Annotated in this window: 20 protein-coding genes; 12 read left to right on the forward strand and 8 right to left on the reverse strand. The window is 75.3% G+C overall.

Translation table 11 applies throughout. The features are described from left to right. The first annotated feature begins 55 nt into the window (after nucleotides 1-55). Both MVA48_RS20485 and MVA48_RS20490 read left to right on the forward strand, forming a co-directional pair. On the forward strand, nucleotides 56-3244 hold the full coding sequence (locus tag MVA48_RS20485) for an ATP-dependent helicase (protein WP_246982984.1): 3189 nt from the start codon (nucleotides 56-58) through the stop codon (nucleotides 3242-3244). Beyond that, nucleotides 3241-6564, forward strand: coding sequence for an ATP-dependent helicase (locus tag MVA48_RS20490; protein WP_246982987.1), 3324 nt, complete (start codon nucleotides 3241-3243; stop codon nucleotides 6562-6564). The genes MVA48_RS20485 and MVA48_RS20490 overlap by 4 nt, the downstream gene beginning before the upstream one ends. Before the next feature lie 409 nt (nucleotides 6565-6973). On the opposite strand, the gene MVA48_RS20495 is transcribed toward MVA48_RS20490, so the two are convergent. Next, nucleotides 6974-7825 carry an alpha/beta fold hydrolase gene (locus tag MVA48_RS20495; protein ID WP_246982989.1) on the reverse strand — a complete coding sequence of 284 codons (852 nt, stop codon included), beginning with the start codon at nucleotides 7823-7825 and terminating at the stop codon, nucleotides 6974-6976. Nucleotides 7826-7878: 53 nt separating this feature from the next. Here MVA48_RS20495 and MVA48_RS20500 point away from each other — a divergent pair, with 53 nt between their 5' ends. Then, nucleotides 7879-9306 (forward strand): M20/M25/M40 family metallo-hydrolase, encoded by a 1428-nt coding sequence (locus MVA48_RS20500; protein WP_246982991.1) that lies wholly within the window; start codon nucleotides 7879-7881, stop codon nucleotides 9304-9306. Here the strand turns inward: MVA48_RS20500 and MVA48_RS20505 are convergent. Then, nucleotides 9303-10067: a putative protein N(5)-glutamine methyltransferase gene (locus MVA48_RS20505; RefSeq protein WP_246982992.1), complete on the reverse strand. Its 765-nt coding sequence runs from the start codon at nucleotides 10065-10067 to the stop codon at nucleotides 9303-9305. The two genes, MVA48_RS20500 and MVA48_RS20505, sit on opposite strands and share 4 nt — an antisense overlap. Nucleotides 10068-10129: 62 nt before the next feature. Between MVA48_RS20505 and MVA48_RS20510 the strand changes: the two genes are divergently transcribed. The 4 genes from MVA48_RS20510 to nudC are packed head-to-tail and all read left to right on the forward strand — an operon-like array spanning nucleotide 10130 to nucleotide 14722. Then, nucleotides 10130-11035, forward strand: a complete 906-nt coding sequence (locus MVA48_RS20510) for a DUF2510 domain-containing protein (protein ID WP_246982995.1) — start codon at nucleotides 10130-10132, stop codon at nucleotides 11033-11035. 50 nt (nucleotides 11036-11085) lie between these two features. Continuing rightward, nucleotides 11086-12396: a M16 family metallopeptidase gene (locus tag MVA48_RS20515; RefSeq protein ID WP_246982997.1), complete on the forward strand. Its 1311-nt coding sequence runs from the start codon at nucleotides 11086-11088 to the stop codon at nucleotides 12394-12396. Next, a complete protein-coding gene (locus tag MVA48_RS20520; RefSeq protein ID WP_246982998.1) occupies nucleotides 12393-13751 on the forward strand; it encodes a M16 family metallopeptidase in 1359 nt (452 codons plus the stop codon). The genes MVA48_RS20515 and MVA48_RS20520 overlap by 4 nt, the downstream gene beginning before the upstream one ends. After that, complete coding sequence (gene nudC, locus MVA48_RS20525; protein ID WP_246983001.1) at nucleotides 13748-14722, forward strand: NAD(+) diphosphatase; 975 nt, start codon at nucleotides 13748-13750, stop codon at nucleotides 14720-14722. The genes MVA48_RS20520 and nudC overlap by 4 nt, the downstream gene beginning before the upstream one ends. A gap of 30 nt (nucleotides 14723-14752) precedes the next feature. Here nudC and MVA48_RS20530 read toward each other — a convergent pair whose 3' ends face one another. Genes MVA48_RS20530 through MVA48_RS20540 form a run of 3 tightly spaced genes read right to left on the reverse strand, consistent with a single transcriptional unit; the run spans nucleotide 14753 to nucleotide 16413 of the window. After that, nucleotides 14753-15478: a uridine kinase gene (locus MVA48_RS20530; protein WP_246983002.1), complete on the reverse strand. Its 726-nt coding sequence runs from the start codon at nucleotides 15476-15478 to the stop codon at nucleotides 14753-14755. Beyond that, nucleotides 15403-16131, reverse strand: coding sequence for an ANTAR domain-containing protein (locus MVA48_RS20535; protein WP_246983003.1), 729 nt, complete (start codon nucleotides 16129-16131; stop codon nucleotides 15403-15405). The genes MVA48_RS20530 and MVA48_RS20535 overlap by 76 nt, the downstream gene beginning before the upstream one ends. 6 nt (nucleotides 16132-16137) lie before the next feature. Next, nucleotides 16138-16413: a mycoredoxin gene (locus MVA48_RS20540; protein WP_246983004.1), complete on the reverse strand. Its 276-nt coding sequence runs from the start codon at nucleotides 16411-16413 to the stop codon at nucleotides 16138-16140. 194 nt (nucleotides 16414-16607) lie between these two features. On the opposite strand from MVA48_RS20540, the gene MVA48_RS20545 reads away from it, so the two are divergent. The 4 genes from MVA48_RS20545 to MVA48_RS20560 all read left to right on the forward strand — a co-directional run bounded on the left by MVA48_RS20545 (nucleotide 16608) and on the right by MVA48_RS20560 (nucleotide 19858). Beyond that, on the forward strand, nucleotides 16608-18629 hold the full coding sequence (locus MVA48_RS20545) for an ATP-dependent helicase (RefSeq protein WP_246983005.1): 2022 nt from the start codon (nucleotides 16608-16610) through the stop codon (nucleotides 18627-18629). 160 nt (nucleotides 18630-18789) lie between these two features. Beyond that, on the forward strand, nucleotides 18790-19107 hold the full coding sequence (locus tag MVA48_RS20550) for a hypothetical protein (RefSeq protein ID WP_246983006.1): 318 nt from the start codon (nucleotides 18790-18792) through the stop codon (nucleotides 19105-19107). Nucleotides 19108-19401: 294 nt separating this feature from the next. Further along, nucleotides 19402-19617, forward strand: coding sequence for a WhiB family transcriptional regulator (locus tag MVA48_RS24355; RefSeq protein ID WP_371821167.1), 216 nt, complete (start codon nucleotides 19402-19404; stop codon nucleotides 19615-19617). Nucleotides 19618-19693: 76 nt separating this feature from the next. Next, a complete protein-coding gene (locus MVA48_RS20560) occupies nucleotides 19694-19858 on the forward strand; it encodes a hypothetical protein (RefSeq protein WP_246983010.1) in 165 nt (54 codons plus the stop codon). Between the two features lie 402 nt (nucleotides 19859-20260). Here MVA48_RS20560 and MVA48_RS20565 read toward each other — a convergent pair whose 3' ends face one another. The 3 genes from MVA48_RS20565 to MVA48_RS20575 all read right to left on the reverse strand — a co-directional run bounded on the left by MVA48_RS20565 (nucleotide 20261) and on the right by MVA48_RS20575 (nucleotide 23059). Then, nucleotides 20261-21583 carry an ABC1 kinase family protein gene (locus MVA48_RS20565; protein ID WP_246983012.1) on the reverse strand — a complete coding sequence of 441 codons (1323 nt, stop codon included), beginning with the start codon at nucleotides 21581-21583 and terminating at the stop codon, nucleotides 20261-20263. Nucleotides 21584-21650: 67 nt separating this feature from the next. Then, nucleotides 21651-22787, reverse strand: a complete 1137-nt coding sequence (locus MVA48_RS20570) for a ThiF family adenylyltransferase (RefSeq protein ID WP_246983015.1) — start codon at nucleotides 22785-22787, stop codon at nucleotides 21651-21653. Nucleotides 22788-22906: 119 nt separating this feature from the next. After that, complete coding sequence (locus tag MVA48_RS20575) at nucleotides 22907-23059, reverse strand: DUF5679 domain-containing protein (protein WP_012950213.1); 153 nt, start codon at nucleotides 23057-23059, stop codon at nucleotides 22907-22909. A gap of 391 nt (nucleotides 23060-23450) precedes the next feature. Here MVA48_RS20575 and MVA48_RS20580 point away from each other — a divergent pair, with 391 nt between their 5' ends. Further along, complete coding sequence (locus tag MVA48_RS20580) at nucleotides 23451-24149, forward strand: M48 metallopeptidase family protein (protein ID WP_246983018.1); 699 nt, start codon at nucleotides 23451-23453, stop codon at nucleotides 24147-24149. The last annotated feature ends 32 nt before the right edge of the window (nucleotides 24150-24181 follow it).

Consider the following 24181-nt stretch of genomic DNA (forward strand, 5'->3'; position numbering starts at 1 on the left):
TCCCGTCCGCCCCACGTGTCCCGGAAGTGTCCGATCCGCGTGCTTCCATCGGGGGGTGGCACTCCGGGGGACTGACGCGGCACCGGTCTACCGGCTCGTCGCCGGTGAGCCGCACCGGCTCTCCGCGCCCCGGCTCGACCCCACGCAGCAGGCGGTCGTCGACCACGCCGGCGGCCCGCTGCTCGTGCTGGCCGGCCCGGGCACCGGGAAGACCACGACGATCGTCGAGGCCGTCGCCGCCCGCATCGACGCCGGTGTGGACCCCGAGCAGATCCTGGTCCTGACCTTCAGCCGCAAGGCGGCCGCCGAGCTGCGCTCCCGCATCACCGGCCGGGTCGCCCGCACGATCCGCGAGCCGCTGGCCCGCACCTTCCACTCCTACGCCTACGGCGTCCTCCGCCGCGCCGCGCTGCTGCGCGGCGACGCGCCGCCGCGGCTGCTCACCTCCGCCGAGCAGGACGCCGTCGTAGCCGAACTGCTCCGTGGTGACGCCGAGGAGGAGGGCGCGGTCCGCTGGCCGGCGTCGCTGGCTCCCGCCCTGGGGACGGCGGGATTCCGCACCGAGCTGCGCGACCTGCTGATGCGCGCCACCGAGCGCGGCGTGAGCGCCGAGCGGCTCGCGTCCTGGGGGCGGGCCACCGGCCGGGACCACTGGGTCCTCGCCGCCGCCTTCCAGGAGCAGTACGAGAACGTGACCGCGTTCGCGACCGCCGCGCGGGGGGACGCGTCCGGGTACGACCCCGCCGAACTCGTGCGGCAGGCGATCCACGAGCTGAACGAGGACCCGGAGCTGCTCCGCCAGGAGCGCGAGCGGGCGCGCTGGCTGTTCGTCGACGAGTACCAGGACACCGATCCCGCGCAGGTCGAGCTGCTCGAACTGCTCGCCGGGCGCGGCGGCAACCTGGTGGCGGTCGGCGACCCCGACCAGGCCATCTACGCCTTCCGGGGCGCCGAGCCGCGGGGCCTCGTCGAGTTCCCGCAGCGTTTCCGGCACCTCGACGGCCGGGCCGCCCGGCGGGTGTCGCTCGGCGTCTGCCGCCGTTCCGGCGAGGAACTGCTCCGGATCAGCCGCACGGTCGCCGAGGGGCTGCCCGGGCCGTGGGAGCACCGCAGGCTCGCGGCCGTCGATGGCACGGAGCCGGGAGCGGCGGAGGCGCACGTCTTCCCGTCGGCGGCGGTCGAGGCCGCCTACCTCGCCGACGTGCTGCGCCGGGCCCACCTGCTCGGCGGGCTGCCGTGGTCGGAGATGGCCGTCGTGGTCCGTACCGCCACCGCGCTGGGCCCGCTGCGCCGCGCGCTCGCGTCGGCCGGCGTCCCGGTCGCCGTCTCCGCCGACGACCTGCCGCTCGCCGCGCAGCCGGCGGTCGCCCCGTTCCTCAGCGCGCTGAGCGCCCTGCTTCCCGCGCCCGGATCAGCAGGCGAGGCGGTGGGGCTGGACGAGCCCGCCGCCGAGGCGCTGCTCGCATCCCCGCTCGGCGGCGCGACGGTGCTGGACCTGCGGCGGCTTCGTCGGGCGGTGCGCATCGCACTGGCCAAGCAGGGCATCGACGTCGCCGACCGGGGCGCGCCCCTGGCGACCGCTCTGGACGACGCGGCGCTGCTCGAGGCGCTGCCCGAGCACATCGCCCGCCCGGCCGTCCGCGTCGCCGCCGTCCTCGATGCCGGCCGGTTCGCGCTGGCGGACGACGGCACCGCCGAGGACGTGCTGTGGGCGATGTGGCAGCGCAGCGGCCTGGCCGGCCGGTGGGCGCGGGCCAGCGCCGCCGGCGGGCCGGCGGGCGCCGTCGCCGACCGCGACCTCGACGCCGTCGTGGCGCTCTTCGACGCGGCCGCGGGCTTCGTCGACCGGCTCCCCTCGGCCGACGTGCGCGCGTTCGTCGAGCACCTGTCGGCGCAGGAACTGCCCGGTGACACCGGGGCGGCCCGGGCGGTGGCCGGCGAGACGGTGCGGCTGCTGACGGCGCACGCCGCCAAGGGCCTGGAGTGGGACCTGGTGTGCGTGGCCGGGGTGCAGGAGGGCGTCTGGCCCGACCTGCGCGAACGGACGACGCTGCTCGGCACCGAGGAGCTCGTCGAGCGCGCCGCCGGCATCGACGGCACGCCGGTCGACCGCCGGACGCTCGCCCTGGCAGAGGAGCGGCGGCTCTTCTACGTCGCCTGCACCCGCGCCCGGCGACGGCTCGTCGTCACCGCCGTCGAGGGTGCGGTCGACGGCGCCGATGCGGGCGCCACCGCGTCCCGGTTCCTCGACCTGGTGGAGCCGCCACCGGAGGACGGCCGGCCGCACACCGAACTGCCCCGCTCGCTCACGCTGCCGGCGCTCGTCGCCGACCTGCGCCGTGCGGTGACCGATCCGCACACCCCGGCCCCGCGCCGGTCGGCGGCTGCTTCGGTGCTGCGCCGCCTCGCCGACGAGGGCGTTCCCGGCGCCGCGCCGTCCCGCTGGTGGGGGCTGGCCGAGCTCTCCGACGACGCGCCCCTGGTGCCCGAGGAGGCGCCGGTGCGGGTGCGGCCGTCGGCCATCGAGACGTTCCAGCGCTGCCCCCTGCGCTGGGTGCTCGGTGCCGTCGGCGCCGAGGCCTCGCCCGACACCACCCGGACCGTCGGGACGGCGGTGCACGACGTCGCCCAACAGGTCGCCGAGGGCCTGCCGCCCGCGGAGGCGCCGGCCGCGCTGGACGCCGAGCTGGACCAGCTCGACCTCGGACCGGGGTGGTCCGACCAGCGTCAGCGGAAGTCGGCGCAGGACATGCTCGCCCGCTTCCTCGCCTGGCACGCCGCCGCCGACCGGGAGTTGATCGCCGCCGAGGTGGAGTTCGACGCCACCGTCGGCCGCGCCGTCATCCGGGGCAAGGTCGATCGACTCGAGCGGGACGCCGACGGACGGCTCGTCGTCGTCGATCTCAAGACGGGCAAGACCGCCGCGAAGAACACCGAGGAGCACGGGCAGCTGGCTGCCTACCAGGTGGCCGTCGCCGCCGGCGGGTTCGGCAGCCACGGCCGTGTGCCCGGCGGGGCCGCCCTGCTACAGGTCGGCACCGGCGCGAAGGCCAAGGAGCAGCACCAGGAGCCGCTGCCCGCTGACCTGCCGGTCGAGCAGACCTGGGCCGGCGAACTGATCACGCAGGTGGGGGAGGGCATGGGGGCGGGGACGTTCGAGGTGCGCACCGGATCGCACTGCTCGCGCTGCCCCGCCCGTCGCAGCTGCCCCCTGCAGGAACCCGGCCGGCAGGTGACCGGATGAGGGGCTATCCCGACGCCGAGCAACTGCTCTTCGACATCCCCGGGCTCGAACCGGCCGACGAGCCGTCGGTGCAGCGGCTGCTCGACCCGGCCGAGGTCGCCCGCCGGTGCGGGCTGTCGTACGCGCCGTCGGGGGAGCAGGCGCGGGTCGTCGAGGCACCGGCCGACCGTCCGCTGGTCGTCGTCGCCGGTGCCGGCTCGGGCAAGACCGAGACGATGGCCGCCCGCGTCTCCTGGCTGGTGGCCAACCGGATCGTCGCGCCGGAGGAGATCCTCGGGCTGACCTTCACCCGCAAGGCGGCCAGCGAGCTCAACGAGCGCGTCCGGCTGCGGCTCGGCGCGCTGGCCCGGCACCCCGACACCGACGACGAGCTGCGCGCCCGCCTGGACGTCGCCCAGCCCACCGTCTCCACCTATCACGGGTACGCGGCCTCGCTGGTCGCGGAACACGGGCTGAGGATCGGCGTCGAGCCCGGCGCCGGCGTGCTCGGCCCGGCCATGTGCTGGGGTCAGGCGGCGACCGTGGTCTCGTCCTACACCGGCGACATGGACGACGTCCCGCTGACGCTGCTGACGACGGTCGAAGACGTCCTCGCCCTGGCCGCCGACCTGGGCGAGCACGACATCAGCCCGGCGGCCCTGCGTGCCTGGACGGCAGAGCTCGAAGCGCAGATCCGGTCCTACCCGGATGCGCCGCGCAAGAAGGGCCCGTACGCGCCGGTGCTCGAGATGCTCGCCCGGCAGAAGGCGCGGGTCGCACTGCTGCCGCTGGTCGAGGCGTTCGAGGCGCGCAAGCGGGCCGCCGGCGCGATCGACTACGCCGACCAGGTCGCCTACGCCGCCCGGATCGCGGTCGCCTCCCCCGAGGTCGGCCGCCGGGAGCGAGCGCGCTGGAAGGTCGTGCTGCTCGACGAGTACCAGGACACCAGCGTCGGCCAGCTGCGCATGCTTGAGGCACTGTTCGGCCGCGACACCGGGCACCCGGTGCTGGCGGTGGGCGACCCGCGGCAGTCGATCTACGGCTGGCGCGGTGCCTCGGCCGGCACCATCGAGCGCTTCGACCGGACCTTCCCCGGCGTGCCCGGCCGGCCCGCCCAGCGGCTGACGCTCGCCACGAGCTGGCGCAACGACGACGCCGTCCTGACGGTGGCGAACGCGGTCTCGGCGATGCTCCCGCCGCCCGCCCAGCCGCTGCCGGACCTCGCCCCCGCGCCGACGGCGGACAAGGGCTCGGTGACCGTCGGGCTGTACGAGACCGTCGCCGAGGAGACCGAGGCGCTCGCCGACCGGGTGGCCGCGTGCTGGCACGGCACCGACCCCGCGGCGCCTGGAAAGCCGGGTCACCGGCCGACGGTCGCCGTCCTGGCGCGCGCCCGCAAGCAGCTGCCCGGCATCGCCGCGGCGCTGCGCGGGCGCGGGCTGCCGGTCGAGGTCGTCGGCCTCGGCGGCCTGCTGGAGGTGCCCGAGGTCTCCGACGTCGTCGCCACGCTGACCGTGCTCGTCGACCCGACCGCCGGTGACGCGCTCGGCAGGCTGATCACCGGTGCCCGCTGGCGGATCGGTCCCCGCGACCTCGCAGCCCTGGAGGCGCGTGCCCGGGCGCTGGTGCACTCGCGTCGTCCGGCGGAGCCCGAGGCAGGCGCCCAGCCCGCCGTCGAGGCGCCGGTCGAGCGGGGCAGCATCGTCGAGGCGCTCGACGACCTGGGCGGCTCGGACGCCTACTCGCCCGAGGGCTACCGCCGGCTCCGGAGGCTCGGCGCGGAGCTCGGGCACCTGCGCGGCCGGCTCAGCGAGTCGCTGCCCGACCTGGTCGACGAGGTGGCCCGCACGCTGGGGCTGGAGACCGAGCTGGCCAGCGCCCCCGGCGTCAGCCCGGCCGCCGCCCGCGCGCATCTCGACGCGCTGCACGCCGTGGCGGCGGAGTTCACCGAGCTCGCCGAGCTGCCGTCGCTGCCGGCTTTCCTCGGCTACCTGAAGGATGCCGAGGAGCGCGAGCGCGGGTTGGAGCCCGGCGAAATCGCCGTCAACCCGGAGGCGGTGCAGCTGCTCACCGGTCACTCCGCGAAGGGCCTGGAGTGGGACGTCGTCGCCGTCCCCGGCCTCACGCTCGACCAGTTCCCGTCGAAGAGCGACACCAGCGATTCCTGGATCCGCGACCCCGGGGCCGTTCCCGCCGACCTCCGGCTCACCGACCGGGAGGAGCTGCCGCGGCTGCGCCTGCCGGTCCCCGGCTCCGGCGACCAGGCGGTCGTCAAGCAGGCCCTCGAGGACTACGTCCAGGACTGGAAGGACTTCGGGACGGCCGAGGAGATCCGCCTCGGCTACGTCGCGGTCACCCGCGCCCGGCACCTGCTGATCTGCTCGGGCAGCTGGTGGCGGGACGGCGTGAAGCCGTGCGGCCCGTCCTCGCTGCTGCTCACCGCGAAGGAGGCCTGTGAGGCGGGGGCCGGCGGGGTCGTGCACTGGGCGCCCGCGCCGCCGGACGGCGCGACCAACCCGGCGCTCGAGGAGTGGCCGATCGGCGTCTGGCCGGCCGACCCGCTGACGTCGGGACGGCGCCGCGCGCTCACCGCCGCCGCCGAGCTGGTCACCGCGGCCACGCCGCACCCTCTCGACCCAGAGCAGCTGCTCGACGGTGCCGACCCCGAGGTCGCCCAGTGGGTCCGGGACGCCGACCTGCTGCTGCGGGAACGGGCACGGGGCGGGAGCCCGACCGTCGACGTCCCGCTGCCGTCGCACCTGTCGGTGTCGGGACTGGTGACCCTCCGCCGTGACCCGGCGGAGCTGGCCCGCCGCCTGCGCCGGCCGATGCCCGCGGCGCCCGCGCCGCAGGCCCGCCGGGGCACGGCGTTCCACGCCTGGCTCGAGGAGCGCTTCGGCGCGGCGAAGCTGGTCGACCTCGACGAGCTGCCCGGCTCGGGCGACGAACTGGCCGCTCCGGACGGCGCGCTGGCCGAGCTGCAGGAGGCGTTCCTGGCCAGTGAATGGGCCGACCGGCAGCCGATCGAGGTCGAGGTGCCCTTCGAGACGCCGCTGGGGCCGCTGACCCTGCGCGGCCGGATCGACGCCGTGTTCCAGCGCGAGGACGGCGGCTTCGACGTCATCGACTGGAAGACCGGGCCGCCACCCACCGGCGGCGACCTCTCCGCAGCGGCCGTCCAGCTGGCCGCCTACCGGATCGGCTGGTCGCGGCTGACCGGCGTGCCGGTCGAAGGGGTCAGTGCCGGCTTCCACCACGTGGCAGCCAAGGAGACCGTCCGCCCCGTCGACCTGATCGACGAGGCCGGCCTGCTGGCTCTGGTCACCGGCTCCGCGGACTGAGTCTCATGGTGGCGGTCGACCCGACGGGGCGGCCGCCACCGAACGCCCACGACGGGACAGCGCATCCCATCCGAGGTCGCCCAGCCCCGGGGCCGAAGGAGTGGACTCCTGCAACTCGTTCCGAGGCTCGACCGGGTCATGCGGGCCCACCGTTCGTCCCATAGCGGCCCACTACGGGCAAGATCGGCGTCCTGGATCGCGGTCGACGGGGTGCGCTCAGCCCCCATTCGCAGTCCCAGAACGGGGCTTCCGCGCACACTCTCAGGGGCCGAGCGCATGTCCCATGGAGCCGCCTTCAGCGACGCGGGTGGTCGATGCGGCACACCTCGATACAAGGGGTCTGCGGGTCACTGGACGGCGCCGAGACCGACCGAGGTCTCGATGCGCCGTTGCGGGGACCGAGGGCGGTTCAGGTCGACGCGATGCGGTCCAGGATTGCCGAGACCAGCGGCTCGGGTGCCTGCTCGGGGATCCAGTGCGTCACCCCGGGCAGCTCCACGAACCGGTAGTCGCCCGTCACGTAGTTGGCGCAGGCCTCCGCGGCGGTCCGGCCGATCGCCGCGTCGCCGTCGCTCCACACGTAGGTGGTCGGGACCTCGATCCGGTCGACCCGCACGTCGGAGCTCATCGCCCGGTACCAGTTCAGCGCCGCGGTCAGGGCACCCGGCGCCGACAGCACGGCCACGTACTCGTCGATCGCCTCGGCCGGGATGCCGCTGGCGTGCTCGCCCCCGGACAGCATCCGGCGCAGCCTCCGGGCGTCGTCCTCGAGCAGCGCCTCCTCGGCCTTGCCCGCCTGCCAGAACAGCCGGATGTAGCCCGAGCGCTCCCTTTGCTCGGGGTCCGTCCGGTAGGCCACGGTGTACGCCGCGGGGTGCGGCACCGACACCGCCGTCAGCGAGCGCACCCGATCGGAGTGCCAGGCGGCCAGCGTCCAGGCGACGTTCGCGCCCCAGTCGTGCCCGACCACGTCGGCGACGGGGATCTCCAGCGCCGTCATCAGGTCCACGGTGACCTGCGCGAGGTTCTGCGCCGAGTACGCCGCCACCTCCGCGGGGCGGGCGCCGGGGGAGTAGCCGAGCTGGTCGGGGGCGTAGGTGCGCAGCCCCGCCTGGGTGAGCAGCGGGGTCACCGACGCCCAGGACGCCGACGTCTCGGGGAAGCCGTGCAGCAGCAGGACCGGCCGTCCGTCCTCGGGACCGTCGGCCCGGACGTCGAAGGTCAGGTCGCCGACGTCGACGCGCAGCAGCTCACCGGGCATGACTCGGGACGCTATCGGGAGGCCGCTCGGGGCGCCGACTAGCGTCGGCCATCGTGAGCAGCTCCGTGACCTCGAAAGCCGAGCGCGACTTCGTCCGGGCCCATCTCGACGACCTGCACGCCGACCTGGACGCGTGGTTGCGCATCCCCTCCATCTCGGCCGACCCGGCGCACGCCCCGTACGTCGCCGAGAGCGCGGCCTGGCTGGCCGAGGCGCTGCGCCGCACGGGCTTCCCGGTCGTCGAGATCTGGCCGACGCCAGGTGCGCCCGCCGTCTTCGCCGAGTGGCCGTCGGAGGACCCCGACGCCCCCGTCGCGCTGGTCTACGGGCACCACGACGTCCAGCCGGTCGACCCGCCCGAGCTGTGGGTCCACCCGCCGTTCGAGCCGACGCGGGTCGACGGCCCCGACGGACCGGAGCTGCACGCCCGGGGCGCCATCGACGACAAGGGCAACGTCGCCTTCCACCTGCTCGGCATGCGCGCCCATCTCGCCGCGACCGGGCGCGACACCCCGGCGGTCACGGTCAAGCTGCTCATCGAGGGCGAGGAGGAGTCCGGCTCCCCGCACTTCGCCGATCTGCTCCGGGAGCGGCGCGACCGGCTCGACTGCGACGTGGTCGTCGTGAGCGACACCGGCATGGCCGCGCCCGACCTGCCGAGCGCGGTGACGTCGATGCGCGGGCTGGCCGACGCCGAGATCACGTTGCGCGGACCGGCCGTCGACCTGCACTCCGGCTCCTTCGGCGGCGCGGTCCCCAACCCGCTGCACGCGATGGCCAAGCTGCTGGCGACGCTGCACGACGACCAGGGGCGGGTGACACTGCCCGGCTTCTACGACAAGGTTCGCCCGCTCAGCGACCGGGAGCGCGAGCTCATGGCCCGGGTGCCCTTCGACGAGCAGGAGTGGCTGGCCGGCCCGGCCGCCTCGCGCGCCACGACCGGCGAGGCGGGGTTCAGCACCCTCGAGCGGGTCGGGGCCCGGCCCACGGCCGAGGTCAACGGCATGTGGGGCGGTTACCAGGGGCCAGGGCACAAGACGATCGTCCCGGCCGAGGCGCACGCCAAGCTGACCTTCCGGCTCGTCGCCGACCAGCGACCCGAGGACGTCGCCGCGCAGGTGCACGCCTGGGTGGAGGCGAACCTGCCCGAGGGCATCGAGGCCGAGGTGCACGCTCCGCCCGCCGGCGTCGCGCCGTGCGCCAGCGACCTGGACTCGCCCTGGATGGACTCCCTGCTGCGGGCCATCGCGCAGGCCTGGGACTCGCGGCCAGAGGACGTCCTGTTCCTCAAGGAAGGCGGCAGCGGGCCGGAGGCCGACCTCGTCGAGCAGCTCGGTGCGCCGCTGGTCTTCCTCGGCGCCGGACTGCCGACCGACCGCATCCACTCGCCGAACGAGCGGGTGCTGCTCTCGCAGCTGCACCGCGGTGCCGAGGCGGCGGCCCACCTGTGGCGGGAGCTGGCCGCGGTAGGGGCCCGCTAGGGCCTGGTCCCGAGGACGACGGTCGCGCCACGCTCGCCGTCCTCGGCCTCCCGCGCCGTCAGCCCGGCAGCGGCGAGGGCCGAGAGCGCAGCCGGCACCTGGTCCTCGCCGGCCTCGAACAGCACGGTGCCGCCCGGAGCCAGCCAGGACGGCGCCCCCGCGACCAGCCGGCGGGCGACGGCCAGCCCGTCGGCGCCGCCGTCGAGGGCGATCGGCGGCTCGTGCAGCCGCGCCTCGGGCGGCATCAGCGCGATGGCGTCGGCCGGCACGTAGGGCACGTTCGCGACGAGCACGTCGATGCGGCCCCGGAGCTCCGCGGGAAGGGCCTCGAACAGGTCGCCGACGTGCACGGGGCGGCCGGGCAGGTTCCGGCGGGCGCACCGGACGGCGGTCGGGTCGACGTCCGCGGCGTGCAGCTCGATCCCGGGTGCCTCGGCCAGCAGGGCCGCTCCCACCGCGCCCGAGCCGCAGCAGAGGTCCACCACCACGGCGCCCGGGCGGGCAAGCGCAGCGGCTTGCTCGACCAGGTAGCCGGTGCGCCGCCGCGGCACGAACACGCCGGGGTCGACCTCGACGCGCAGCCCGCGGAACTCCGCCCAGCCCAGCAGGTGCTCGAGCGGCTCACCGGCCACCCGGCGGTCCACCAGTGCCTGCCGCGTGTCCGGGTCCGCGGCGGCTGCCTGCAGCAGGCGTGCCTCGTCCTCGGCGAACACACAGCCGGCCGCGCGCAGCCGGGCGACGACAGCGGGCTCGACGGTCATGGCGCGGCGACGCTACCCGGGGAAACCGCGGCGTCCACTGGCCCCCGCCCTAGGGTGATCCCGTGACCGGACCCTCCCAGCCGGCCCCACCGCCGGGCTGGTACCCCGACCCCGACGGCGCCGCCGGGCAGGTGCGGTGGTGGAACGGGGTGACCTGGTCGGACGTGACGACGCCCGCCGGCCCCGGCGTCGCGGTCCAGGCCTCACCGCTGCTGGCCCCGCCGGTGCGCCCGGGCGCCGCGAACCCGCCGGAGCTCCTCGCGTCCGGCCCGGGCGGTCCGGGCAGGATCGGCTGGGTCATCGGGATCTCGCTGCTGGTCCTCGTCCTCGTGGTGGGCGCTGGGCTGCTCGTCGGAAGCGCGGGCGGCGAGGGCTCCCCGGCCGCGACGTCGTCGTCCTCCGCCGCGGTCCCACCCCTCGTGCCCGCCCCGGGACCCTCGACGTTCCCCCCGGGCACCGTCCGGATCATCGACGAGGCAGCGGGCATCTCGTACCCGTACCTGGGTGAGGGGTGGCTGGAGTTCGATCTCTTCCCGCAGGCGGAGGTCACCTCCATCGCTGGGCAGTACTTCACGACCCAGGAGCTCACCCCCGACAACACGATCTTCATCGCCCAGTGCACCTCGGGGCCGCTCGCCGACGGCTACGGCTGGGGCGGGCCGGCCACGCTGGCCTCCACCGTGGCCACCGTCGCCGACAGCGTCCGCGGCAACTACTACCCGCAGCCGAACGAGCGCCGGGTGCTCCGGGAGGAGGAGCGCACCGTCGACGGGCACGCCGCCTACCTGTACGAGTTCCAGCTGTCGTGGAACGCGCCCGGCTACGACGCGACCGGCGAACGGGCCGCGTTGCTGCTGGTCGACGTCGGCCGTCCGGCGCCGGCGCTGCTCTACGTCTCGATCCCGAACACCCACGCCGAGCTCTACGGCGTGATCGATCGCGTCGTCGGCGCCGTCGAGGTGCTGTAACACCGGGCACCCTCCGGGCCCCACTCGTCGGGCGCGGTTACTGTCGGCTCGTGACTAGTGCTGGGGCCGAACTGACCCTGCGGCACCCGGTGGAGCGCTTCACGCTGGACAACGGCCTGCGCGTCGTCCTGGCTCCCGACCGGAGCGTGCCGGTGGTGGCCGTGAGCGTCTTCTACGACGTCGGGATGCGCAACGAGCCGGAGGGCCGCACGGGCTTCGCCCACCTCTTCGAGCACATGATGTTCCAGGGCTCGGCGAACGTGCCGAAGATGGAGCACGCGCGCCTGGTGCAAGCCGCCGGGGGCACGTTCAACGGCTCGACCCACCAGGACTACACGAACTACTACGAGGCGCTGCCTGCCGAGGCGCTGGAGCGCGCGCTGTTCCTCGAGGCCGACCGCATGGCCGCGCCGGCCATCACCGCGGAGAACCTGCGCAACCAGATCGACGTGGTGAAGGAGGAGATCCGGGTCAACGTGCTCAACCGGCCCTACGGCGCGTTCCCGTGGCTGCAACTGCCGCAGATCGCCTTCGAGAGCTTCGCCAACACCCACGACGGTTACGGCTCCTTCGTGGACCTCGAGTCCTCCACGGTGGACGACGCCGCCGACTTCTTCTCCACGTACTACGCCCCGGGCAACGCCGTCCTCTGCATCGGCGGTGACCTCGACGTCGCCGAGACCGAGAAGCTGGTCCAGCGCTGGTTCGGCCCGGTGGAGGCCCGCGCCGTCCCCCCCACCCCGCCCACCGGCGAACCGTGGCCCACGCAGGTGCGGTCCGACGTCGTCGAGGACCCGCTCGCCACCGCGCCCGCCGTCGCACTCGGCTGGCGGGTGCCCGACCCGGTCGGCGACTTCGACACCTACCTGGGCACCGTCCTGCTCGCCGAGCTGCTCAGCGAGGGCGACGCCTCGCGCCTCGAGCGCCGGCTCGTGCACGACGACCGCATCGCGATCGCGCAGAGCAGCTACGTGGGGCTCTTCGGCGACCCGTTCGACGTCCGCGACGCGACCCTGCTCACCACGCAGGTGCACCACCCGGCGGGGGTGCCGGCCGAGCGCGTGCTCGGCGCGGTGCACGAGGAGGTCGCGCGGATCGCCACCGACGGCGTCGGCGCCGACGAGCTCCGCCGGGTCCAGGCCCGCACCGAGGCCCAGCTGCTGCGGCAGGCCGACTCGGTGCTCGGCCGCACCCTGGCGTTCGCCGCGGCCGAGCTGATCCACGGCCGCGCGGAGCTGGCCGGCGAGCTCGCCGCCCGGCTCGCCGCGGTCACCCCGGACCAGGTCCGGACGGCGGCCCAGGGGCTCGACCCCGGCACGGTCGCCGTACTGGAGCTGCGCGCCACCGGAGGACGTCGATGACCGCCGCCGCGCCCGACCTCGCACGGGTCCCGCCGCTCGGCGAGCCGCGGCCGCAGCCGGTCCCCGCGGCCGAGGAGACGACGCTGCCCAACGGGCTGCGCGTCGTCGTCGTGCCGCGCCCCGGGGTGCCGCTGATCGAGCTGCGCCTGCGGGTGCCCTTCGCAGCGGCCGACGCCGCCGACGCGGCGACCCACACCGCCCAGGGTGCCGTGCTGTCCGGCGCGGTCCTCCTGGGGACGGCGTCGCACGACCAGACCGGCATCGCGCAGCTGCTCCAGACCCACGGCGCCGAGGTGTCGGTCTCGACCGACCCCGACCGGCTGCTGCTGGCCACGACGCTGCTGCCCGGGGGTCTCGCGCCCGTGCTGGGCGTGGTCGCCGAGCTGCTGACCGCGGCGACCTATCCCGACGACAAGGTCGTGGGCGAGCGGGACCGTGTGGCCGAGCGCATCTCCATCGCCCGTTCCCAGCCGGGCGTCATCGCCCGGGCCGCGCTGGCCCGCCGGCGCTACGGCGACCACCCGTACGCCATCACCGTGCCCGACGAGGAGCTCGTGGGGGCCGTCGACGGTGCGGCGCTCCGGGCGCTGCACGGCCGCCGCATCCTGCCGGCCGGCAGCGCCCTGGTCCTGGTGGGCGACCTCGATCCGCGTGCGGCGACCGACGCCGTCGCGGCGGCGCTGGGGGGCTGGTCGGGCAGCGGGCACGCCGTCGAGGCCCCGCTCGCGACCGACCGGCAGCTGCCCGGCATCGAGCTCGTGGACCGGCCCGGCGCGGTGCAGTCCAACCTGCGCCTCGGCGGTCCGGCGCCCGGCCGCACCGACCCGGACCTGGCCGCCGTCCGGCTGGCCAACATGATCTTCGGCGGCTACTTCTCCTCCCGCCTGGTCGAGAACATCCGGGAGCGGCGCGGCTACACCTACAGCCCCCGCAGCTCCGTCGACCACCAGACCGCCGGCTCGTCCTTCCTGGTCGAGGCCGACGTGGCCACCGAGGTCACCGGTCCCGCGCTGCTGGAGACCTGGTACGAGCTGGGACGGATGGCCCTCACCCCGGTCACCGAGGCCGAGCTGGACGGCGCTCGTCGCTACATCCTCGGCAGCATGGCGCTGTCGACGGCCACGCACGCCGGCCTGGCCAGCACGCTCTCGGCGCTGATCGGGTCGGGGCTGACGGTGGGCTGGCTCGCGGAGCACCAGCAGGCGCTGGCCGCGGTCACGGTCGAGGAGGTCCAGGACGCCTCCCGCCGCTACCTGGCCGCGGCTTCCCTGACCGCGGTGATCGTCGGGGACGCCGAGAAGGTGGCCGCACCGCTGGGGGCGCTCGCCGCGGTGGGCGTCACCGAGGGCGCATGAGCGTTCCCGCGGGCGGCAGCACTCCGGCGGACAACCCGCCGCCGGGTGAGCGGCCGGCGCGCGAGGCGTGGCCGGAGGGCAGCCCCGCGTCGGCCGGCGCCGTCCCCGTGCTGGCCCGGATCGCGCACGACCGGGCGCACCTCGCCCGGTCGCTGCCCGACCCGGCCGGCGGCCGGCCGGTGCGGGTGCTCACCGTCGACGCCAGGCGGACGGTTCCCGTCGAGGAGGGCCCGGACGGTCCGCGGCTGCTGTGGGACGAGCGCCGGGAGTTGCCGTCCGGAGCGGTGTTCCTGGGCACGGCGGACGGCGTCGCCTTCGCGGCGGTCCGCGGCGAGCGATCGCCGAGCGTGGGCGGCCGTCCGGTCGACACCTGGTCGGGCCTGCGCGAGCTCGGTGCCGAGCTCGGTGACCTGGACGCCGGACTGCTGGTCGAGGCCATCGGCATCCTGGAGTGGCACGAGCGCAACCGGTTCAGCCCGCTGACGGGTGCGGCGACCACGATCGAGCGGTCCGGCTGGGTGCAGCGCGACCCCACCACGGGCACCGAGCTGTTCCCCCGGACCGACCCCGCGGTGATCATGCTCGTGCACGACGGCGGTGACCGCGTCGTCCTCGGCCGCCAGGCGGTGTGGCCGCCCGGCCGGTTCTCCATCCTGGCCGGATTCGTGGAGCCGGGTGAGTCGGCGGAAGGCGCGGTGGCCCGGGAGGTGGCCGAGGAGGTCGGGCTGACCGTCACCGACATCCGGTACGTCGGGAGCCAGCCGTGGCCCTTCCCGCAGTCGCTGATGCTGGGCTTCGTCGCCCGGGCGGACGGCGACCGCGAGCTGCGGCTGGACCCCGACGAGATCGAGGAGGCCCGCTGGTTCACCCGCGACGAACTGCGCTCCGGTGAAGGTCCCCGCGCCCTGCCGCCGCCGGTCTCGATCGCCCGGCACATCCTGGACCGGTGGGTGGCCGGCGAGTTCGACTAGCCGGCGGGTTCGAGTAGCCGGCGGGTTCGACTAGCCGGCGTAGCGGCCGGCCAGGAGGAGCGCCGGACGCGCAGGATGGTCGGCGAGGACGACGGCGTCGGCGAGCGAGACCGGGTCCACCTCGTCGTCGTACCGGTCGAACGCGGGGAGCTCCCAGGCCTGGTCCGGAGGGGTGAGACGGCGACGGGCGGCCGGCCCGACCCGCAGGTGGACCACGACGTCGAAGGCCAGCCCGATGCCCTGCAGCAGCGCGCCGGGCACCAGCAGCACCCCGTCGGCCGGCATCGGCTGCGGCACGGCTCGCACCGCGCGGTCCCGCTCGAGGTCCCACAGAGCAGGTAGGTACATCCCGGTTCCGCCCGGGCCGAGGGGGTTCAGCACCTCCCGGGCGAGTGCTCCGCCGTCCAGCCAGTCGGTGTAGCGGGCGTCGGGATCGGTGCGGCCGTGCTCGAGACGCAGCGAGGCCGGCCGGTAGAACCCGGTGGCCGGGACCACGACCGCCGGACGCCCGAGCGCCGGCAGCTGCTCGGCGACGGCTGCGGCGAGCCGGTCGGGCGCGGCGACGTCCGGCCCGTCGACGGCGACGCGCAGGGCTGCCGTGCCGGGATCGGCCGGTGTGCCGGCGAGGAGCTCGGACAGGCGCGTGGCCAGGGCCTCCGGGGTGAGCGGCTCCGGCCGGGTCAGGACCGGCCGTCCGCGACGGCGGTCATCGAGGCGGCCGGCACGCGCGGCACCGGCGGGACGACCGGAGCGCACACGGCGCCGGGACGGCGTCCGGCGGGGGCCGGGACGGAGCGCCCCTGGGGCCCACCGTCGGCCGAGGAGGGTGGCGGGGGAGTCGGCTCGGGTGCGCGCTGGCCGTCGGTCGCCAGGCTGTCGAGCACCTCGCGGGCCAGCTCGACCACCGGTCGGCCGTGCGACCGCGCGTCGCGCCGGAGCGTCTCGAAGGCCGCCCGTGCGCTGATGCCGTGCCGCTCGGCGAGCACGCCGATGGCGCGTTCGGTCGAGACCCGGGCAGCGAGGGCGTGCTCGAGCTGGGCGACCGTCCGCTCCAGGGCCGCCACGCGGGCGTCCACCGGGTCGTCGTCCTCGGGGGACTGCGGAGCGCCACGGGCGGAGCGGCGGGCCGTGCGATCGGGCTCGGTCAGCGTGCCGAGCTCCTCGGCGACGAGGTCGGCGAGCGACATGCCCTCGACCAGGTCGGCCGCCAGATCGATGCCGGTGGGGGAGACGACGGTCCAGCCGCGCGCGGTGCGGGTGAGCGAGACGGGCGTGCAGGGCTTCGCGTGCTCGCCGTGATCACCGGCACTCGGGCGCGAGCCCTCCGCCGGAGTTCTCTCTCCTGCGTCGCGGTCGCGGCCCGCAGAGGGGCTGTCGTGCCCCTTCGAGGGCCGGGGACCGGGGATCACTCCTGCTCACGCCTCCGCGGCTCGGCCCAGCTGGGCCTTCACCTGGTCGATGCTCGGGTTGGTCAGAGCGGTGCCGTCGGTGAACAGCAGCGTCGGCACCGTGCGGTTGCCGCCGTTGGCCTGCATCACCAGCTGCGCAGCCTGGTCGTCCTGCTCGATGTCCACCTCGGCGAACTCGATCCCCTCACGCTGCATCAGCTTCTTGAGCCGGACGCAGTAGCCGCACCACGTCGTCGTGAACATGGTGACAGCAGCGGTGTCGGGAGTGGGGGCGGCGCTCATCGAGGGGGATCCTCCCTGTTAGTGCGAAGCGGGTCCACCCCCCGTGAGGGTGGCACGCTGTGTCGGCAGGAACACGCGTCGTATCTGCCCTGTGTCCGGGTCAACGTTCCCACCCTGGGGATGCTTCCCTGGACCGTCGCCGGCTCCTGGGAGGATCGGCGGCGACACGGGCGACACGCGGAGGGGGGACGGTGATGACGCAGACCGACGCCGCGCGCGCCGGCGCCCCCACCCGTGCCGAGGCCGTGCTGGACGCGCTGGACGACGAGCAGCGCAGCGCCGCGCAGGCGGTCAGCGGGCCGGTCTGCATCCTGGCCGGGGCCGGAACCGGCAAGACGCGCACGATCACCCACCGCATCGCCTACGGCGTCCACACCGGCGTCTACGTGCCCGAGCAGGTGCTGGCGGTGACCTTCACCGCGCGGGCGGCGGGTGAGCTCCGCGGTCGGCTGGCCGCACTGGACGTCGGCGGCGTGCAGGCCCGCACCTTCCACGCCGCGGCCATGCGCCAGCTCCGCTACTTCGCCCCCCGGGTGCTCGGCGGCCCGATGCCCGGCCTGGTGGAGAACAAGCTGCGGCTGGTCGCGTCGGCGGCGAGCCGCTCGCGGCTGTCGACCGACCGCACCAGCCTGCGCGACCTCGCCAGCGAGATCGAGTGGGCGAAGACGACGCTCGCCACCCCTGACGACTACCCGGCACGGGCGAAGGCCGCCGGCCGCGAGCCGCCGTTCGAGGCGGCCGCCGTGGCCGCGGTCTACGCGAGCTACGAGTCGGCCAAGCAGCGCGACGGCGCCCTCGACTTCGAGGACCTGCTGCTGGTGACCGCCTACGCGCTGGAGGAGCACCCCGACGTCGCCCGCCAGGTGCGCGGGCAGTACCGGCACTTCGTCGTCGACGAGTACCAGGACGTCAACCCGCTGCAGCAGCGGCTCCTGGACGCATGGCTGGGCGGGCGCGCCGACGTCTGCGTCGTCGGGGACCCGAACCAGACGATCTACAGCTTCACCGGCGCCGACCCCGACTACCTGCTCGGGTTCGCCGACCGCTATCCCGACGCCGAGGTGGTCAAGCTCGAGCGCGACTACCGCTCGACGCCTCAGGTGGTGGCCCTGGCCAACCGGCTGATCGGCCAGGCCCCCAGGCGCAAGGGCCTGCCCGGTCTGCGGCTCCTCGGCCAGCGGGCCGACGGGGTCGAGCCCACCTTCGTCGAGTACCCCGACGAGCCGGCCGAGGCCGCGGCTGTCGCCGCCCGCTGCAGGGCGCTCGTCGACGAGGGGACGCCGGCCGCCGAGATCGCCGTCCTCTTCCGGATCAACGCCCAGTCCGAGGTCTACGAGAACGCGCTGACCGACGTCGGGGTGCCGTACGTGCTCAAGGGCGGGGAGCGGTTCTTCGAGCGCCCCGAGGTGCGCGAGGCGGTGCTGCTGCTGCGCGGTGCCGCGGCGGGCGGCAGCGAGCCGGGAGCACTGGTGCCCACGGTCCGCGACGTCCTCGCCTCCACCGGCTGGGTCGAGCACCGGCCGCCGGCCGGCGGCGCCGCCCGCGACCGGTGGCAGTCGCTGGCCGCGCTGGTGGATCTCGCGGTCGACCTCGTGGCCGAGAACCCGGCGCTCGACCTGCCCGGCTTCGTGGCGCACCTGGCGGAGCGCGCGAACGCGCAGCACGCGCCCACCGTCCAGGGCGTCACCCTGGCGTCGATGCACGCCGCCAAGGGCCTGGAGTGGGACGCGGTCTTCGTGGTGGGGCTCGTCGACGGCGTCGTCCCGATCGCGCAGTCGCTCTCCCGGCCCGAGGCCGTCGAGGAGGAACGGCGGCTGCTCTACGTGGCGGTCACCCGGGCCCGGGAGCAGCTGGCCCTCTCGTGGTCGCTGGCCCGCAACCCGGGCGCGAAGCGGGCCCGGCCGCGCAGCCGGTTCCTCACCGGGCTGGCGCCGGACTCCGGTCCGACCGCGCCCGCCGGCCGGCGCCCGGCGAAGAAGCAGAAGGTCGTGCTGGAGGGCGAGGCCGGCGAGCTGTTCGAGCGGCTGCGCGCATGGCGCAGCCAGGCGGCCCAGTCCGCGTCGGTCCCGGCTTACGTCGTGTTCACCGACGCGACGCTGCAGGCCATCGCGGAGACCCGTCCCGGCAGCCTCCGCGAGCTGTCTGGTCTGCCCGGGATCGGCGCCCGCAAGCTCGAGCTCTACGGCGCGGACGTGCTGGCCGCCGTCAGCGGCTGAGACTGGGCCTGAGCGGCCTCCTCGACACCGCGCGATGAACTCGCCGTTAATTGGATTGACCCGGTCTCCGCGACGGCGCCATAGTGTCTCCGCACACACGCACTGCCCCGTGCTCCCGGCCGCCGGGCCGGGACGACGTCCGAGAAGGGAGGGGGCACCGATGACCAGCATGACGTGGACCAGCGCCCCCGCCGGCCTCCTCGGCCTGGGCGGTTTCGACGCGCCCGCGTGCGCGGGCTTCGGCATGCCGTTCGGCGTCGCCTCGCCGGTCGTCGAGATCGCGCCCACCTTCGTCCCGGTCCAGGGGACGGGTGTGCCCACCGTCGGCACCGCCGTCCGCCTCCGTCAGGACGCCGAGACCGGCCTGACCACCGGCACCCAGACCCACGAGCACAACTACATCGGCACCCAGAACGACCTCGGTGCCACGAACGACGACACCCTCGGGATCCATCCCTCGAGGAGACCGCTGAGCTAGCCGCTCGACCGGTCCTCCACGAGGCCGCGGAACCCGAACCCCGGGATCCGCGGCCTTTCTCATGTCTGCGGCACCCGGCCACCGACCACCGGTCGGCGGGTCCTAGCGACGCCCGCCATCGCCGGCGAGAGACATCGCAGACGACGAGAACGAGGAGGAGCGGCAGTGCAGCAGACGATCGCCCGCCCGACGTCCCACCGCCGACCCGGGCTCCCCTGGACCGGGGGATTCCCCCCGAGGCGGCCACATGTCCCCGCGAGCCCTGCACCGGTCCGGCGCCCCCTGCCGTGCCGGGTGGAGGACCCGGAGCTGTGGTTCGCCGAGAGCCCTGCCCAGCTCGAACAGGCCAAGGTCCTGTGCGGCGACTGCCCGATCCGGGACGCCTGCCTCGCCGGCGCCCTGGACCGCGCCGAGCCCTGGGGTGTCTGGGGCGGCGAGATCTTCGAGCGCGGCGCGGTCATCGCGCGGAAGCGGCCGCGGGGACGCCCCCGCAAGGTTGTCGCCGCGTGAGCGCCCGACAGCAGGCACGACACCAGATCTGCCCCGCCGAGCGCGGGGACCGACGACTCATCGAGAAGGAACTGCCATGAACATGCTCGAGCACGACCTGGCACGCAGCCGAATGAGCGAGCTGCAGGCCGAGGCCGAGGCCGCCACCCGCGCGCGTCGGCTCTACGTGGCCCGCCGGGCGGTTCGCCGCGCGGAGCGCGCGGCTCGCCGTGCCGCGAGGGCCAACGCCGCCGTCTTCTGAGACGGGCACGACCCGGCGGAGCCGGCCGAACAGGTCGGTCACCCGCCTGCTCCCGAGCCGAGGCCGGGTCCCGGACGCTCCCGAGTGCGTCCCGGGACCCGGCCTCGCCGACGTAGAGAGTCAGGACTGACCCGCGTCCTAAGCACGTCCTCGGCGTCCCTGAGCGCGGCTTCAGGGACCGCATCTGCTCCCCGAACATTGGGCGCTGAGGACCAGTTTTCAGGCCGGAAACGGGTACTTGGCGCACACTGTTCGGCAGCCGGACCAATCCGAGGGGCGCTGCGACTCGGTGTCCCTGAGTGGGCCGCTCAGGGACAGCCGACGCGGAAGGCGCGAGTGTGCGCGAGCCATCGTCAACGCTGCGGTTCGACGACGGGTTGCATCCAGGTGGCGGCCGGCCCCTCACTCGACGAAGCCGGGGAGCCATTCCTCCAGGACGCCGCGGAAGTCGCCGGCCGCGTCGAGCTGGCACAGCACGCCGATCGATCCGATGGTCACCCGGTGGATCAGGAGGTACGCCGGCGGCAGGTTGAGCTGCCGACCCAGCCGGCTCGCGTCGTTGCGCGGATCGGCGATCCGCGCGGCCTGCTCCTGCATCCACGCCCGGGTGAAGTGGAAGTGGCGGTCGCGCAGCGGGTCCAGCAGCGGGCTGAGGTACTCCAGCACGCCCTGCGCGTCGACCTCCATGCTCGGCCGCACGAACCCCTCGGTGCGCAGGTCGGCGAGCACCTCGTCGGCCTTGCCCGCCAGCGCCCAGCGCAGCAGCCGGCCGATCGGCTCGGGGTGGCCGTCGGGCAGGCGCGCGGTGGCGCCGAAGTCGATGACCCCCAGCCGGCCGTCGGCGAGCAGCCGGAAGTTGCCCGGATGCGGGTCGGCGTGCAGCAGGCCGGCGCGCTGCGGTGCCGAGAAGTGCAGCACTGCCAGCAGGTGCCCGGCGTGGTCGCGCTGCTCGCGGGTGCCCTCGGTGATGATCCGCGACAGCGGCGTGCCGTCGAGCCACTCGGACACGATCACCTTGGGTGCGCTGGCGACGACGCGGGGGACGGCGACCTGTTCGTCCCCTGCGTAGGCGGCGGCGAACTGGCGCTGTGCGTCGGCCTCCAGGGTGTAGTCCAGTTCCTCGACCACCCGCGCCTTGAGCTCGGCGATCAGCGGCTTGACGTCCAGGCCCGGGAAGAGAGCGGCAAACAGTCGCGCGAAGCGGGCCAGCTGGTTGAGATCGGCCATCAGCGCCGTCGCCGCACCGGGGTACTGGATCTTCACGGCGACGTCGCGGCCGTCCCGCCACGTGGCACGGTGCACCTGGCCGATGCTGGCGGCCGCTGCGGGCTGGTCGTCGAACTCGCGGAAGCGTTGCCGCCACGTGCCGCCGAGCTGCTGGGCCAGCACCGCGTGCACGGTGCGCACCGGCATCGGCGGCGCCTCCTCCTGGAGCTTCACCAGTGCCTCGCGGTACGGCGCGGCGACCTCCTCGGGCACGGCGGCCTCGAAGACGGAGAGGGTCTGGCCGAGCTTCATCGCCCCGCCCTTGAGCTGGCCGAGGACGGCGAACAGCTGCTCCGCGGTGCGCTGCTGCAGCTCCGCGGTGACGGCGTCGGCGGGTCGGCCCGAGAGTCGCTTGCCGAGCCCGAGCGTGGCGCGACCCGCGGCTCCGAGAGGGAGCGAGGCCAGCCGCGCCGTCCGCGAGACCGAGCCGCGCGGCATCACCGGTCCTTCGTCGCTCACGCGTCCTCCTCGAATGCGCCGACCACCCTGTCGGCGCCATGTCGTCTCGGTGAGCCCGTGAGCTCGGTCAGCCGCCCATTGTTCCCTGCCGGGCCTCGTCCGCGCCCGCAGGAGGGGCGGTGGCGTCGCCCGGGCGGGTGGCTGTCCACGTGGGCCGGTCGGTGCGCGCAGCCGCCCCGCAGTCGCACCCCCGGTGCGCGAGCCAGGACCGGGCTCGGGGGAGGAGGTGCGGCGGAGCCAGCTCGACCGTCGCGTCGAGTGTCGACGGGGCGCTGCTCCCGTCGAGGAAGGCCAGCACCTGGAGTGCCGCGATGGCCGCGGTCATCAGGCAGGTCACCGTCGCGCCGCTCGGCGGCGCCTCGGTCGCGGTGAGCTGGGCGGCCAGCCGCGGCCACCGTGGGTCGGCGTCCCGCCGGTGCAGATCGGCGCACCGCAGGCAGCTCGTCCTCCCCGGGACGACGAACGGGCCGACGACTCCGGTCTCCCCACGGACCGTCGCGACCAGGTGCGGTACGCCGGCTCGGTGGATGCCCGCCACCAGCGGATCCGACGCCGCCCACGGCCGGGCGAGCACCACCAGGTCCGCCGCTGCACCCGGCGGCGGCGGTCGCAGGTCGGTCAGGGGACTGGCCCGGCGGACGGCGTCGGCCGCGGCCAGCGAGCGGGGCCGGCCCTCGTCGTCGGCGCTCAGCCCGCCGACGACGGCGTCCGCCGCTGCCGTGAGCCCGGAGTCCGCGACGCTCACCCGGCCCACGCCGCTGGCGGCGAGCACCGCGGCCAACGGCACGCCGACCCGCGTCGCGCCCTCCACCACCACGACAGCGCTGCGACGCGCCCGCCACGCCCCCGGCACTCGCCCGAGCGCCGAGTGCAGCTCCGCTCCCGTGCGGGCCGCGGCCGCCGGGCCGGCGTCCGCGGCGAGCAGGTCGGCCGGGTCGAGGTCCACGAGCAGCTCCGCCGACCGCAGCCCGTCCAGCACACGGGCGATGCTCGCGGGGTCCAGCCCCTGGGCGGCCGCGTCGGCGAGCACGGCGCGCCGGGCGCGCCGCCCGTCCAGGGTCCGCAGCAGCGCAGCCAGCCGCGCGCCGTCGGGGCCGAGGAGGACACCGTCGGAGGAGTCGACACCCCCGACCTGCACGGCGTCCCGGCCGTCGCGCAGCAGGGGGACGGCGGCAGGCAGCAGAGGATGGGAGGTCTCGCTCACCCGGGCAGCGTCGCAGCGGACCGGCCGTGATCGCTGGCGTCGTCCACAGGCCCCCGTACGACGAACGGCGGCGCCCCCGAGGGGCGCCGCCGCTCGGGGCGAGCCTCTGGACGGGGCTACTAGGCCTTCCCGAGGATCCGGTTCATCTTGGTGCCGCACACGGGGCAGGTGCCCTGCGCCATGCGGCGACCGGATTCGCTGACCTTGACCTCGCCGTCGAAGTCGCGCTTCTCCTTGCACTTCACGCAGTAGCCGTTGTAGCTCTCCGCCACGGGATCTCCTCGTCCTCGGGGTGCCTCGGCACGCGCGCCGGGCGCCGTTGCGCAGGCACGCTACCCGTGCGCGGGCGCAGGGGAACCGGGGGCGGCCCGGGATGATCGCGACGGCCGCCCACAGCCTGTGGACAGCGGTGTGGACGGCATGGGGACGCGACGGCGTGTCCCTGTGCGCGGGGCGGGGACGAGCCGATGGAGGGTGACCGGCCGGTTCTGGAAACTGGCTCGATGACCTGCGCGGACGCCGCGCCATGACCTGTGGACGGGCACGCTCCGCAATCGTTGTCACCGGGGAGAGCGGCGGTCGTGTCCACCGTCCGTGCGATCTGCACCCGAGTGGGTGCCTCCGCGGAGGCGAACGGTCGGCGCGGTGGCTTACGGTGCCTCCGTGCCCGGATCGACTCCCGACGCGTCGGCGTCCCTCGGCCCGGCCGGCGCCCTGCCGGTCGGTGGAATGCCGGTCGGCGGAATGCGGCGTGCGGTGCCGGCGTCCCGCAAGGGCCACGGAGCGGCCGAGACCGGGGGGATGCCCGTTCCGGGCACCGAGGGCGACGTCGTCGAGGTGCGGCGCAGCGCCCGCCGGCGCCGCACGGTCACCGCCTACCGCGAGCTGGGCCGCACGGTCGTGCTCATCCCCGCCGCGTTCAGCCCGGCGGAGGAGCGGCGCTGGGTCGCCCAGATGGTCGCCAAGCTGCAGACCCGCGAGGAGCGACGCAGGAAGTCGCTCGGCGGCGACGAGGAGCTCATGGTGCGCGCCCGGGCGCTCTCGGCGGCCCACCTGGACGGGCTGGCCGAGCCGGTCAGCGTGCGCTGGGTGGACAACCAGCACCGCCGCTGGGGCTCCTGCACCCCGGCCGACCGCAGCATCCGGCTGTCGAGCCGGTTGCGCTCGATGCCCGACTACGTCGTCGACTACGTGCTCGTGCACGAGCTCGTCCACCTGCTCGAGCCCGGCCACGACGAGAACTTCTGGGCGCTGGTCGCCCGGTACCCGAAGGCCGAGCGGGCGCGCGGGTTCCTGGAGGGCGTCGAGCTCGCCGCCACCGCCGGCGCCGCGGCCGGGGACGCCCTCGACCTCGTCGACTGAGGAAGGACCCCCTCCGAGCCGCCTCGCACGCT

This window comes from Blastococcus sp. PRF04-17, assembly GCF_023016265.1.
GTDB lineage: Bacteria > Actinomycetota > Actinomycetes > Mycobacteriales > Geodermatophilaceae > Blastococcus_B.